General features: G+C 60.5%; 12 protein-coding genes and 1 pseudogene. All 13 read left to right on the top strand.

From position 1 onward, the window contains the following. Nucleotides 1–10 precede the first annotated feature (10 nt). Entirely contained in the window at nucleotides 11–1,186 is a 1,176-nt protein-coding gene (locus tag ACVW1B_RS08970; RefSeq protein WP_456823017.1) for an MFS transporter, read from the top strand. A 19-nt stretch (nucleotides 1,187–1,205) separates the two neighbouring features. Then, nucleotides 1,206–2,081 carry a glycine reductase gene (locus ACVW1B_RS08975; RefSeq protein WP_456780903.1) on the top strand — a complete coding sequence of 292 codons (876 nt, stop codon included), beginning with the start codon at nucleotides 1,206–1,208 and terminating at the stop codon, nucleotides 2,079–2,081. After that, the gene (locus ACVW1B_RS08980) at nucleotides 2,078–3,388 is read left to right on the top strand and encodes a tetratricopeptide repeat protein (protein ID WP_456821549.1); all 1,311 of its coding nucleotides are present in this window, start codon (nucleotides 2,078–2,080) and stop codon (nucleotides 3,386–3,388) included. The genes ACVW1B_RS08975 and ACVW1B_RS08980 overlap by 4 nt, the downstream gene beginning before the upstream one ends. A gap of 91 nt (nucleotides 3,389–3,479) precedes the next feature. Continuing rightward, nucleotides 3,480–4,160 (top strand): cupin domain-containing protein, encoded by a 681-nt coding sequence (locus ACVW1B_RS08985; protein WP_456780901.1) that lies wholly within the window; start codon nucleotides 3,480–3,482, stop codon nucleotides 4,158–4,160. A 352-nt stretch (nucleotides 4,161–4,512) separates the two neighbouring features. Continuing rightward, nucleotides 4,513–4,713, top strand: a pseudogene (locus tag ACVW1B_RS08990) (acetyl-CoA C-acyltransferase); the annotation flags it as partial. Between the two features lie 125 nt (nucleotides 4,714–4,838). Next, complete coding sequence (locus tag ACVW1B_RS08995) at nucleotides 4,839–5,891, top strand: NAD(P)-dependent alcohol dehydrogenase (RefSeq protein WP_456791985.1); 1,053 nt, start codon at nucleotides 4,839–4,841, stop codon at nucleotides 5,889–5,891. A 496-nt stretch (nucleotides 5,892–6,387) separates the two neighbouring features. After that, a complete protein-coding gene (locus tag ACVW1B_RS09000) occupies nucleotides 6,388–6,594 on the top strand; it encodes a hypothetical protein (RefSeq protein ID WP_225646124.1) in 207 nt (68 codons plus the stop codon). 631 nt (nucleotides 6,595–7,225) lie between these two features. Continuing rightward, nucleotides 7,226–8,896 carry an aromatic/alkene/methane monooxygenase hydroxylase/oxygenase subunit alpha gene (locus tag ACVW1B_RS09005; RefSeq protein ID WP_225646125.1) on the top strand — a complete coding sequence of 557 codons (1,671 nt, stop codon included), beginning with the start codon at nucleotides 7,226–7,228 and terminating at the stop codon, nucleotides 8,894–8,896. Between the two features lie 82 nt (nucleotides 8,897–8,978). Further along, nucleotides 8,979–10,019, top strand: a complete 1,041-nt coding sequence (locus ACVW1B_RS09010) for a 2Fe-2S iron-sulfur cluster-binding protein (RefSeq protein WP_225646126.1) — start codon at nucleotides 8,979–8,981, stop codon at nucleotides 10,017–10,019. Nucleotides 10,020–10,078: 59 nt separating this feature from the next. Next, nucleotides 10,079–11,149, top strand: coding sequence for an aromatic/alkene monooxygenase hydroxylase subunit beta (locus ACVW1B_RS09015; protein WP_225646127.1), 1,071 nt, complete (start codon nucleotides 10,079–10,081; stop codon nucleotides 11,147–11,149). Between the two features lie 6 nt (nucleotides 11,150–11,155). Continuing rightward, nucleotides 11,156–11,527, top strand: a complete 372-nt coding sequence (locus ACVW1B_RS09020; protein WP_028345441.1) for an MmoB/DmpM family protein — start codon at nucleotides 11,156–11,158, stop codon at nucleotides 11,525–11,527. A 116-nt stretch (nucleotides 11,528–11,643) separates the two neighbouring features. Continuing rightward, entirely contained in the window at nucleotides 11,644–12,666 is a 1,023-nt protein-coding gene (locus ACVW1B_RS09025; RefSeq protein ID WP_253609241.1) for an amidohydrolase family protein, read from the top strand. A gap of 6 nt (nucleotides 12,667–12,672) precedes the next feature. Then, nucleotides 12,673–13,476, top strand: coding sequence for an iron-sulfur cluster assembly protein (locus ACVW1B_RS09030; protein ID WP_253609240.1), 804 nt, complete (start codon nucleotides 12,673–12,675; stop codon nucleotides 13,474–13,476). Nucleotides 13,477–13,494 lie beyond the last annotated feature (18 nt).

Genomic DNA, 13,494 nt, shown 5'->3' on the forward strand with positions numbered 1-13,494 from the left:
GCCGACCGCCATTCGCCGCGAGCGCAACAATGTCGCAAGGCTTGCCGTCGCCCAGGCCCTCGCAGGCGCCAATTCCACGGTCGTCTACGCAACCGGGGCCGTGGTCGGCGACATGCTGGCGCCCACCAAGGCACTTGCGACGCTGCCGGTCTCGGTTTTTGTCGTCGGCATGGCTCTGTGCACGCTGCCGGCGGGCGTTGTCGCGCAGCGCTATGGCCGGCGCACGACATTCCTGCTTGGTGCAGGCAGCGGCGTCCTCGCAGGCTTGATTGCGGTCCTGGCGGTACTCAACGCGTCATTCCCGCTATTCTGCGCCGGGACCTTCTTTGGCGGCGTCTACGCGGCCGTGGTGCTCTCGTTCCGCTTTGCGGCGGCCGATTGCGCAGCACCTGAACGGCGTCCGCGCGCGCTCTCGGCCGTGATGGCTGGCGGTGTGTTCGCCGGTGTGATCGGTCCACAGCTTGTGACGCACACCATGAATCTGTGGGCGCCGTACCTCTTTGCCGCGACGTTTGTCGGCCAGGCGGTGGTTGCGGCGCTCTCCGCGGTTATTCTGGCGGGCGTTGAGCTTCCTCCGCTGACTGCAACGCATCTCAACGCCGGAAGGCCGCTCGCTGTCATTGCCCGGCAGCCGCGCTTTATCCTGGCCGTGATCTGCGGGGTCGTCTCCTACCTGCTCATGAATTTCCTCATGACCGCAGCCCCGCTGGCGATGAAGCTCTGCGGGCTGCCTCAGGAATCGGCCAATCTCGGTCTGCAGTGGCACGTCATTGCGATGTACGCCCCGAGTTTCTGGACCGGCCGCTTGATCACGCGCTTCGGCGCATCCGCGATCGTCGCGGTCGGGCTGGTATTGATTGCGGCCTCTTCGTCGGTGGGCCTGCTCGGGATCGATGTCGTGCATTTCTGGGCGACGCTGAGCCTGCTCGGGATCGGCTGGAACTTCGGCTTCATCGGCGCCTCCGCGATGGTTCTGGAGTGCCATCGTCCCGAGGAAAAGGCGCGCGTTCAGTCGCTCAATGACTTCGTGGTCTTCGGCACGATGACCGTCGGCTCCTTCCTGTCGGGCGGGCTGCTGTCGTCCTTCGGCTGGTCGACCGTCCTGATGCTGTCGTTCGCACCACTCGTCGCCGCATTGCTGGCACTCATCGGCTTTTCATACCGGCCCACCGCACGACCAAGCTAGCGTCTCGAGGAGAATCCACATGAGCGTAGCGGAAACCCCGGTTCAATATATGGAGCGAACGCGCCAATATTACCGTGCCCTTGGTTACGACAACGACTATGTCTGGGCGAGGTTTGATGATGTCCCTTTCATCAAACCTGCCAAACTGTCATCGGATCTGCGTATCGCACTGATTACCACGGCCAGTCCGCCGGATTTTGACGGCGTCAAACGGGTGTGGTCGGGTGAGGTTTCGCCGCCGCCCGGGAAGCTGTTTACCGACAACGTTGCGTGGGACAAGGAGTCGACCCACACCAATGATCCGGGCAGCTTCCTGCCGGTAGAAGCCGCTTTTGGATTGGTCGGCGAGGGCGCCCTTGTCGGACTGACCCGGCACTTTCACGGCGTGCCGACAGAATACAGCCAACGGAAAACGAACGCGGAGGATGCACCTGAAATCCTGGCACGGGTTCGAAAAGACGGGGCTGATGCTGCGATCCTTTGCCCCCTTTGCCCCGTGTGTCATCAGACCGTAAGCTTGGTGGCCCGGCATCTGGAAGCGAACGGCATTCCGACGGTCATTGTCGGCTCGGCGCAGGATGTCGTGGAGCACTGCGGCGTGCCACGGTTCTATTTCACGGATTTCCCGCTGGGCAATCCTTGCGGGCATCCCTGGCGACCGGACATGCAGCGCGAAATCATGCGCCAGGCGCTCGCCCTTTTTGACACGGCGACGGCGCCGCGAACGACTGTGAAAGCGCCATTTGCGTGGAAGGAGGAGGGTTCCCTTTGGCGGCCCCGGTATGGAAGAGTAAATCCAGAGGATCGCGAGCGGCTGCTCAAGCTGGGTGACGAGCGCCGCCGGCGGCAAGCCAAGGCCAAGCAGGTTTCCATGGAGGGAGTGTCATCAAAATGACCGAGAGTTCGATGGGAAATCGGGTGGGCGTTCTTGAAGACCGGTACGGCAACCCCTTGAGCACAAGCTCTGCCGCCGCCCGCGACGCATATGTCGCCGGCGTCGACAAGCTGCTCTCGGCTGGGTCGGGGATTGACCAGGCATTCCGCGACGCGATCGCCGCCGACGAAGGTTTTGCTCTGGCGCACATTGCGCTTGCGCGAACCCTGCAACTGCTCGGTCGCGGCAACGAAGTCAAAGCGCCGCTCGAACGCGCGATCGCGCTAGCGCCTGCTACGACTTCGCGCGAGCAAGGTCATATTGCGATCTTTGCCAAGATCCTGAGTGGTCAAGGCGCTGCGGCGGTTTCGGCGATCGCCGAACATATCAAGCACTGGCCGCGCGATGCCATGGTGCTGGCACCGGCCACCGGTGTCTTCGGCTTGATCGGCTTCTCGGGCAAGTCCGGCCGCGAGGTTGAGCAACTGGCGATGCTGGAGCCGCTTGCAACCCATTATGGCGATGACTGGTGGTTTCGAACCGTGCTCGCGTTTGCCGAAATCGAGCTGCACAGGCTCGACAGTGGTTTCAGGAATATCGAGACCGCCCTTCGTGGTTGTCCCCGCAACGCTCACGCTGCGCATATCAAGGCCCATCTGTTCTATGAGAAGGGACAGCGCGAGGAGGGGCTGGCTTATCTCGAGCAATGGAACGCCGCTTACCCGCGCGAGGCGCAACTGCATTGCCATATCAGTTGGCATCTTGCCCTGTGGTCGCTGGAGACCGGCAGGCGGGATCAAGCCTGGCAGATCTATCGTGAGGCGCTGCATCCGGGCGGCTCGTGGGGGCCGCAGATCAATGTCCTCACCGATTGCGCCTCGTTCCTTGCACGCGCCGAGATGGCGGGCGAGCCGCGGTATCCGGAACTGTGGAGCGAGATCAGCCAGTATGCGGCGAAGTGGTTTCCCAACTCGGGGATCATCTTTGCCGACATGCACAGCGCGCTCGCCTTTGCAATGGCCGGCGATGCGGAGGCCTTGGCGAGGATCATCGAGAACCCGAAGGGACCCGCCGCGGACATGGTGGTGCCCATCGCGCGCGGCTTCGATGGTTTGGCCAAGGGCGACTGGACACGGGTCGTCGATGAGCTAACGCCCGTCCTGGCAACCCATGAAAGGGTTGGAGGCAGCCGCGCGCAGCGCGACCTGCTGGAATATTCCGTCACTTGCGCCTTGCTGCGCAGTGGTCGCGCCGACGAGGCGCGGCGGCTGATCGCGTCACGACGACCGCAGAATGCGGCGAGTGGCGTTCCGCTCGCGGGCATCTGAACGTGTCCTGGTTTAGGGACCTGCACTGGCCAAGAGATCCGAAATCGCGAAGTGGTGGGTTTCGGATGGCGCCGCCTGAGGGAGAGTAATGATGCGCATCAACGATGATCTGTCGAAGCCTGTTATCGTTCACGCCTCGAAGCTGGACTGGGTGGCCAGTCCGTCGGCCGGCGTGGATCGGCGCATGCTGTTCCGCATTGGCGGCGAAGTCGCGCACGCCACCTCGATCGTGCGTTACGCTCCCGGCAGCGCTTTCCCGCGTCATACGCATGGCGGTGGAGAAGAGATTGTCGTCCTTGAAGGTACCTTTCAGGATGAGCATGGCGACTATCCCGCGGGCAGCTACTTCCGCAACCCTCCGGGGACGTCACATGTTCCCGCCTCGAAGGACGGCTGCACCATCTTCGTGCGGCTCTGGCAGTTCCGGGACGAGGACCGGACCCAGGTCGTGCGTCAGCCAGGTGAGGGTCAACAGGTTGCGCCGCGCCCCGGTGCAAGCAGCGTCAGCATTCTATTTAAGGACGGCGACGAAGAGGTCCGCCTTGAAGACTGGCGACCGGGTGAGACGATCAGCCTTGCGAACGCGCGCGGGCTCGAGTTCTTTGTTCTATCGGGGGGACTAACGATCGGGGGCGAGACGCTGCAGCCGCAGGGCTGGGGTCGGCTACCCGCCGGCGTCGACCTGAAAGCGACGGTGGGCCCGCAGGGCGCGAAAATCTGGATCAAGGAGGCGCCGCTGCTGCATCCGGATGTCTGTCGACTTCCCGGGTAGCCGGTACAGTTCTGACCGCCTCCGTTGAGCTCCCCGCAATGGCGAAGCTACTTTGCATGGGGTTGTTTTCGATATTTTGGTTGGGCCGGGCCTGTTTCGGCCGGGCAGCGCTCCGAAACATCATGTTGCATTGAACCGATGTTGCGGCTAGGCAATTGAGATGACATGGAAATTTTCCGTTGCCCCGATGATGGATTGGAGCGAGAGTTCAAGATTTTCAGTTGGTTAGATGGCCGCGTGTGCACGACGTGTGCACCCGGAGATCAAGAAAAATCTCACGATAGGCAGCGCGAGCATGGGGCGCTACGAATCGCTTCCCACTGTGCAGATTGTCGCGCCGGCCACGGATATTGTTCCCGCAACCCTCAAGGTGCTCGCCAGGGCCGGACTGACTCTCGATGATATCGACCTGTTCGATGTCAACGAGGCGTTCGCCGTCGCCGTGGAGAAGTACATCCGCGACCTGCGGATCGATCGAAACAAGATCAACGTCAAAGGAGGTTCGATCGCGTTGGGTCATCCAATTGGCGTGACGGGCACCATCTTGATCGGGGCAAGTTTCCCGACAGGCACCCCGAGTCCTGCGTCGCGCTGCAATAGCAATTGTGCTGGCACAAAAAATGCTGAGTCGCCTCCGCGACGGCGAGCGCAAGGTTCGCTGGGCAGACGGAGGAGAACATGAGAGCCCAAGTATTGAGAGCGTATGACGAGAAGCTGTCCAACGACCGCTGGGTCATCGAAGAAAACGTACCTGATCCCAAGCTTGCGAAGTCGACCGACGTTATCGTCCGAATCGGCGGCGCGGGCGTATGCAGGACCGATCTCCATATCATCGAAGGCGTCTGGAAGCCGCACATGGATCCGTCCGGCGACAAACTCCTCCCCATCATCATGGGACACGAAAATGCAGGTTGGGTCGAGGAGGTCGGCAAGGAAGTCGAGGGACTGAAAAAGGGAGACCCCGTCATCGTTCATCCGAAGATCACCGGAGGGACGTGTCTCGCCTGTCGTCGCGGCTTCGACATGCATGGCCCCGGCACATTTCCTGGTCTGGATTGCAACGGCGGCTATGCAGAATTCCTCTGCACCTCGGAGCGGAATATCGTGCCGCTGCCACGGACGCTTGCCCCCAAGGAGGTGGCGCCTTACGCGGATGCGGGGCTCACCGCCTATCGCGCCGTCAAGAAGGCGACGCGTCACCTTTTGCCCGGCGAGTCTTGCGTCGTTATCGGTGCAGGTGGATTGGGCCACATCGCAATCCAGTGCCTCAAGGCAATGTGCGCCGCCGATATTATCGTCGTCGACAAGTCCGAAGCGTCGCTGAAGCTAGCCGAAAAGTCAGGTGCCGACCATCTGGTGAAAGCCGACGGCGATGAAGTGGCTGCCGTTCTGGCTCTGACTGGCGGAAACGGCGCAGAGGCGGTGATCGATTTCGTCGGCGAAAAGGGCACGACATCCAGGGGGCTGGCGATGACCCGTTCGATGGGCAGCTACTATGTCGTCGGCTATGGCGAGGACATCCGCATTCCGACCGTCGACATGGTGATCACCGAGAAGAACATCATCGGCAATCTGGTTGGCACATGGGCCGAACTGACGGAGTTGATGGCGCTCGCAGACCGCGGTCTGGTTGAATTGGCGACCGCCGAGTATCGCCTCGCCGATGCAAACAAGGCCTTGCATGATCTCAATGCCGGCAAGATTCATGGACGCGCCGTATTGATTCCGTGAAGTCGAACGTGGTCCACCGCGAGCATTTGCTCGTGGTGGATTTCACAGGCCCGGCCACCTGTCACAGCGAAGGAGCTCTCGTTCGGTTGTGTAGGCCGGAGATGGCTTGAAGGAAGGAGGTTTTTAGGACCGGGCGGAAGCAGCCAGTCGATCAAATCGGCTTCCAGGCATCCAACAGATGCTCATTTTGCATCGCAAAAACACCGACGGAAGTTCGCAGCGAGTCTCAATTTGCATATCGTTGTCGCAATTTGCGTCGCGGTCGCTCTCAAGTCGGGGCGGCGCGGTCATCCAGGATCACCGGCGATCACTTTGTTCAGGAAGCGGTGGTCGGGAGTCTGGCACGGCCGTTGCACGAACTATGCGCAGGCACCCATCGCAGCACGCATTGATCGATTCAATAACGCCGGGAGCCGACTGCAAGATGCTTCGCGGTTCCGCGGATGATTTGGGGCGATTGCCAGTGACATCGTTTCTTCGCATTGAGAGGCGTCACATGAGGTTCATTCTGGTGAACGGCATGAGGCTGCGCCCGAGAACCCTCTGCATGCTTTGCTGTGAGCCAATCGGCGCGAGCTATCTCAAGGAATTCAGCACCGGGCTGTCCTTCTGCGGTCATGACTGCTACGCACTCTATTGCGACCGCTGGATCTCCAAGGCGGCGCAGACGAAGCACTCGGCCGTTGCGGACACCTCCCGCTAGCTCGTCCAACCGCGTGGGGGAAGCGTTCGGGCAAGAAAGCCATCCAGGTCGAGATCCCGAAACATCGCGGCATCCAACGTGCGGTCGCTGCGGCTTCCGACGAAGCCACTTCGCTTTTGCGGTGCAAAAATTGCTGCGCACGCCGATGCTTTTGCATTGTCGGGATTCTCATTCTGCAATTTCCGTCGCAATCTGCATCTCCTTCACCCGCAAGCCGGGCGGATGTGACGGCTCCGTCCACTCAATATCAGCATCAGCGCCTCTGAAAGCGCGCTGGCCAGTGCTTCCAACGCGCTGGCACGCCCATTGCAAAGCTCCTGCTCACAACAATGCCGACTGCTCCGTCCGGGGCGAGCCGCGACAAGAACGAGGGAAGGGGACGCTTGGCTGAGGGCGCATGATGTGCGGGATGAAGCATTGCGATCGAAGGACCGTGGTTCGGAAGATCGCTCCTGATCATCGTTGCGGTGCACCACAGTCGTTCCCGAAACCCTTGCCGATATCAAGCGTCCGGCCGTGCAAACGGTCGCGAGGTGGCCCGTAACGCGCGGGTAAGCACTGCCCGGTCCTCGAAGGCTCAGGCAGGCGGAATATCGATGTGGTTTCTGACCCGATCAGGAGGAAAGACGAGATGTCTGGAACTTTAACACTCAACAAGATCACCGCTCAGCGCGGCATATCCGTCGGTGATGCTGCAAAGAAGATTGCAGATCTCGGATGGAACCCTTCCTACGTCCAGGAAGCGATGACTTTTCCCACGGACTACAAGATTGCGAAGGCGCCAAAGGATCCGATGAAGCAGGTCCTCCGCTCCTATTTTCCGATGCAGGAGGAGAAGGACAACCGCGTCTACGGTGCGCTCGACGCTGCGCTGCGCGGCGACATGTTCCGCAACGTCGAGCCACGTTGGGTCGAGTGGATGAAGCTGTTCCTGGCGATCATTCCGTTCCCGGAAATCTCCGCAGCGCGATCCATGGCCATGGTTGGTCGCCTTGCTCCGGGTGAAGATCTTCGCACCGGCTTCACGATGCAGATGGTCGACGAGTTCCGTCACTCGACGATCCAGATGAATCTCAAGAAGTGGTACATGGAGAATTACATCGATCCGGCCGGCTTCGACATCACAGAGGAAGCGTTCGGAAAGTGCTACGCCACCACGATCGGCAGGCAGTTCGGTGAGGGCTTCATCACTGGGGACGCAATCACCTCTGCGAACGTGTATCTGACCGTGGTCGCCGAAACCGCGTTCACCAACACGTTGTTCGTCGCCATGCCGTCGGAAGCCGCACGCAACGGTGACTATGCGTTGCCGACGGTGTTCCTGTCAGTTCAGTCGGATGAGAGCCGGCACATCGGCAACGGCCACTCGATGCTGATGTCGATGCTGAAGGAGCCGGAGAACCATCTGCTGCTGGAGCGCGACATGCGCTATGCGTTCTGGCAGAACCACGCCATCGTCGACGCGGCGATCGGAACCTTCATCGAATACGGCACCACGAACCGCGACAAGGCCAAGGAGTCCTATGCGGAGATGTGGCACCGCTGGATCTTCGAGGACTATTATCGCACGTACATGCTGCCGCTCGAGAAGTATGGCATCAAGATCCATCATGACGACGTTCAGACTGCCTGGAAGCGGCTGACCGAGAAGCATTACGTCCACAAGGTCGCGCAGTTCTTCGCGGTCGGTTGGTCGGCCAACTTCTGGCGCATCGAGGCCCAGACCGACAAGGACTTCGAGTGGTTCGAGCACAAGTATCCTGGCTGGTATGCGCAGTTCGGCGACTTCTGGAAATGGTACGAGAAGCTGTCGCACCGCGGACAGACCAACATCCTCTTCAACAGCGATGTCGGTTACGTCTATCCGCATCGTTGCTGGTCGTGCCTGGTGCCCTGCCTGATCCGCGAGGACATGGTCACGGGCGAGATCGACGGCAAGCTTTACACGTTCGCCCATGAGCTCGATCGGTGGACGGCCGTCGAAGCCTTCGCCGGCGAGTACCAGGGGCGTCCGACCCCGGCGATGGGACGGTTCAGCGGCCGTCGCGAATGGGAAAGCGTCTACCACAACGTGGATATCGCCGATGCCATCAAGGATCTCGGCTTCGTGCGCACGGACGGCAAGACCCTGGTCGCCCAGCCGCACCTGCGCTTCGACGAGAAGGAAATGTGGACGCTCGACGACGTCCGCGGCCACATCCTGAAGAGCCCGCTGCTCACGCTGCGGGAGATGAGCCCGGCCGACCGGGAGAAGCACCTCGCCGAGTACCGCAAGGGATTCACCATCAATCCCTGCAACTAACCGAGACGGAAGGAGCCGGCTCCGGCCGGCTCTTCCCGATCGATCTCCGGAAGATACGCAAGCCTTGGTTTGAGGAGGCCCTATGGGCACGCCCGCTAATGTCGTTCGCCTGCAGCCGGTAGGCATAGAATTCGAGGTCGAGGAGAACGAGACCGTTCTTGACGCCGCATTCCGCCAGGGCATCGCACTGCCTCATGGTTGCAAGGAGGGGCAGTGCTCGGCGTGCAAATGCGTTCTCACCGGAGGCGAAGTAGAACTCAAGAAGTATTCGACGTTCGCCCTCAACGAGATGGAGCGAGGCCAGGACTACATCCTGCTGTGCCGGACCTTGGCCTATTCGGATCTCGAGGTGGAGCTCCTCAACTATGACGAGGAGGTGCTGTCGAAATCGATCCCGGTCAGGGACTTCACGGGCACAGTCACGAGCGTCTCCGCACTGACCCATGACATCCGGCTTCTCGAGATTTCGCTCGAGCAACCTCTGAAGTTCTGGGCTGGTCAATATGTCGACATCACGCTCTCGGGGGCAGAGACGATTACGCGCTCGTTTTCCATGGCAAATTCGCCGATCGAGGGCGAAAAGCTCGCCTTCATCATCAAGAAGTACCCGAACGGACGCTTCTCTTCCCGGCTCGACGGAGACCTCGCCGTCGGAACCGCGGTCGGACTCCGCGGACCCTACGGGACCTGCTTCCGGCGAGAAAACAGAACCGGAGCCATAGTCCTGGTCGGCGGCGGATCGGGAATGTCGCCGCTATGGTCGATTCTGCATGATCACATCGCGTCTGGCGAAGAACGCCCGGTACACTTCTTCTACGGAGCACGGACGCGCAACGATCTTTTCTATCTCGATCGCTTCGCGGAGCTCGCCGCCAGGCATCCGGAGTTCCACTTCGTTCCGGTGCTCTCCCATGCGGCCGATGACACGGCCTGGGATGGAGCAAAGGGCTTCGTGCACGAAGCTGTCGGAGCGCATCTTCGCAGCGCGGGATATGGCGAAGACGTCGACGTGTATGCCTGTGGACCGTCGCCGATGATCGAGGCGCTGGTGCCAGTGCTGCAGATGAACGACGTCGAGTCGGATCGCATCTTCTTCGACAAGTTCACACCAGCCAACAACTGAGAGTTCCGACTAGCGAGCGTGCCTTTTGTAGAGCCCACCAAGGGAGGAGGAAGACGACCATGACTGCCGTTCAAAGTGTTCTAGCGAAATCCGGTGCAGCAGGAGCTGCGGTATTTCCGGATTCGGACAGCCGCAAGTACCGGTATTTCGAGCCACGCAGCAAGCGGGCGACGCACTATGAGGACGTGACCGTAGACGTTCAGCCCGATCCTGAGCGCTATTTGCTGCAGGACTGGATCATCTCTTTTCCCAACGGGAAGGGGGCCTACACCAAGGACAACACGGCCGCGTTGAGCTCGAATTGGCACGCCTTCCGTGCGCCCGACCAGGAGTGGGAGCGCACCCACTACCAGCGCCAGTCCAAGATCGAGACGATGGTCCAATCGGTGATCGCCAACGGCCGCAAGTCCGGCGCGCCGAAGGGGTTCGACAAGGCCTGGGTCAAGATCCTGCAAAACCATCTCGGCGCGTGGAAACATGCCGAGTTCGGGCTCGGCACGTCGCTGATGCAGGCTCAGCGCTACGGTTATACCCAGATGATCAACAACGCGACCCTGACGAACTCGTCCTACAAGCTTCGTCTGGCCCAGGACATTACGCTCTATCTCGCCGAGATCGGAATGGACATTCCGGGCTTCGACGACGCCGCAGGCAAGCGGGCGTGGTTGGAGGACAAAGGCTGGCAGGGCACCCGCGAAGCGATCGAGTCGATCATGGGGTCGGCCGACTATCTCGAACAGTACTTCGCCACCAACATCGTGTTCGAGCCGCTGGTCGGCGAGCTGTTCCGCAGCGGCTTCCTGATGCAGGTCGGCTCGCCGAACGGCGATTTCATCACGCCGACGGTGATTTCGGCGGCCGAGGCCGACTATGAGCGCAATCTCGCCAACACGATCGATCTGATGCATCTGCTGGTGAGCGACAATCAGTATGCCGCGCACAACAAGAAGTTGTTCCAGGGCTGGGTGAACAAGCACGTGGCGCTGGCAAGCAAGGCGGCCGCCGGACTGCAGCCGATCTGGTCGCAGCCACATTCGAAGCCGGTGCAGTACGCCGACGTCCGCGCGCAGTCGGTCGAGCGCATCAAGAAGATTCTCGGCGAGCTCGGTCTCGTCCTTCCCAAGGAGTAGACTGCAATGTCCGTTGCTTCAAGAAGTGCGACTAACCAGAACATCTTCCAGAAGATGGGAGATCTTCGTTTCGAACAGACGATTTCCCATCAGTGCGGCGTCACTATGAACGACAGCGTCGAGGCGCGCGCCATCGCTGAATTCATGGGCAAGAAGCCGAACGTGACCGTGACTTACCAGCCGGCCCTGATCCGCATCGACGGCGAGGGCAAGCTGATCTTCAAGATGGACGAGATCAGCGACATCCTCGGAAAGGACATGACGGCCGAGATATTCGAAGTGAATACCTCGACCCATTACGGCCGGATGGTGCGCATCGACGACAATACGGTGACGCTGTTCGGGAACATGGACGAGGTCTTCGAATACATCGAGTGAAGCTCACTCACTGGGGGCCGCATCCTCAAAGGTGTGGCCCGCCGCTTCCAAGGTGTTCGCGCAGCTACGACGCGTGGATTGATCGAACAGAGCTAATCAAATTCCTGGAGACCATCATGTTCATAACTCCCACGGGCGAGGAAGTCTTCGTCATCGACGGTCACACCCACTTTTGGGACGGCAGTCCGGCGAACCAGCTCAACATTCACGGCAAGCAGTTCATTGATTGCTTCTATGCCTACCACAGCTCGCTCAGTCCAAAGGACAAGCTATGGCCCAAAGAGCAGTTCGAGAAGTACAGCGCAGAGCAGATGTACCGCGATCTGTTCGTCGACGGTCCGGACGACATGGCCATCGTGCAGTCGACCTACCTCACGGAATTCTACAAGAATGGATTCAACACCATCGACCGCAACGCCGAAATGGCGAAGAAGTACAAGGACCGCTTCATCGTCAACGGCGCATTTGATCCGCGCGACGGCGAGCGGGCGCTGGAATATATTCACTACATGAAAGAAACGTTCGGCATCAAGGGCGTCAAGCTCTACACCGCCGAGTGGAAGGGCGAGTCGCGGGGCTGGAAGCTCACCGATCCGAACGCCTATCGTTGCTTCGAGCTCTGCCAGAAGCTCGGTATCACGAACATCCACGTCCACAAGGGGCCGACCATCATCCCGCTGGACAAGGATGCATTCGATGTTCACGACGTCGATCATGCGGCGACCGACTTCCAGGGCTTGAATTTCATCATCGAGCATTGCGGGTTGCCCAGACTGGACGATTTCTGCTGGATCGCCGTGCAGGAGACCAACGTCTATGGCGGCCTTGCGGTCGCGCTTCCGTTCATTCACGGACGTCCCCGGTATTTCGCGGAAGTGATCAGCGAATTGCTGTTTTGGGTCGGCGAGGACAAGATTCTGTTCGGCAGCGACTATGCCATCTGGACGCCCCGCTGGCTGGTCGAGAAGTTCTGGAACTTCGAGCTGCCGGAGGATCTAAAGCAGGAGCACGGTGTCGATCTGACGCCGCAGGCCAAGAAGAAGATCCTCGGTCTCAACGCTGCGCGGCTTTATGGCGTGGACGTCGAGGCGCAGAAGGCGAAGCTTGCCAAAGGTACCTACGCGACCGCGGCGGGGTGACATCACATGAACGCGCCGTTCTTGAAGCATGACCGAAGGACCAGCGAGGTGTGGCAGCGCCTCGCGTTGGTCACAGACCCCGAACTCGACGAGTCGGTGACCGATCTCGGATTCGTCGAGCATGTCACCGTCGACGACGATGGTGATGTCGATATCGTCTTTCGGTTGCCGACATATTGGTGTTCGGCGAACTTCGCATTCCTCATGGCCGACGACATGCGCCGGGCGGTGTCGTCGCTGTCGTGGGTTCGCGAGGCGCGGCCGCAGCTTCGGGACCATATGGTCGCGGAGCAGATCAACCTTGGTGTCCGCGAAGGGAGGTCGTTTGCCGATGCACTCAAGGAGTTTGCGCCTGGAGGCTCGCTTGACGAATTGCGGGATAAGTTCCGCCGCAAGGCGTTCGAGCGGCGCCAGGAGGTCATGATACTGGCCTTGCGGGGGCTGGGCTATGAGGATCCGGAGATCTGCCGGATGAGTCTGCGTAGCTTTGACGAGGTCGAGTTCGCTTCGCCGGATGTTGCGCGCCAGAAGCCCCGCTATCGCGAGCTTCTGATTGAAGCAGGCCTGGCCTGCCTCCCGGAGGATCGCACGTTTGTCACCTACGAGGGGGCCCCCATCAAACGGCACGAACTGGCGTCTTATCTGCAGCGGCTGCGGGGAGTGCGCATCAATATGGAGTTCAACAGTTCATTGTGCAGAGGCCTGCTTGCTGTCCGCGATCGCGGACTCAGCGACGGCAATCCTGGACGGACGCCGTCACCGTGCGGAGGCTGTGGCAGCCGCTGTGCTGCTTCATCGGGCAGCCCCTGACCTTAGAGGAGCTAGAAG

The organism is Bradyrhizobium sp. USDA 4502, assembly GCF_054063355.1.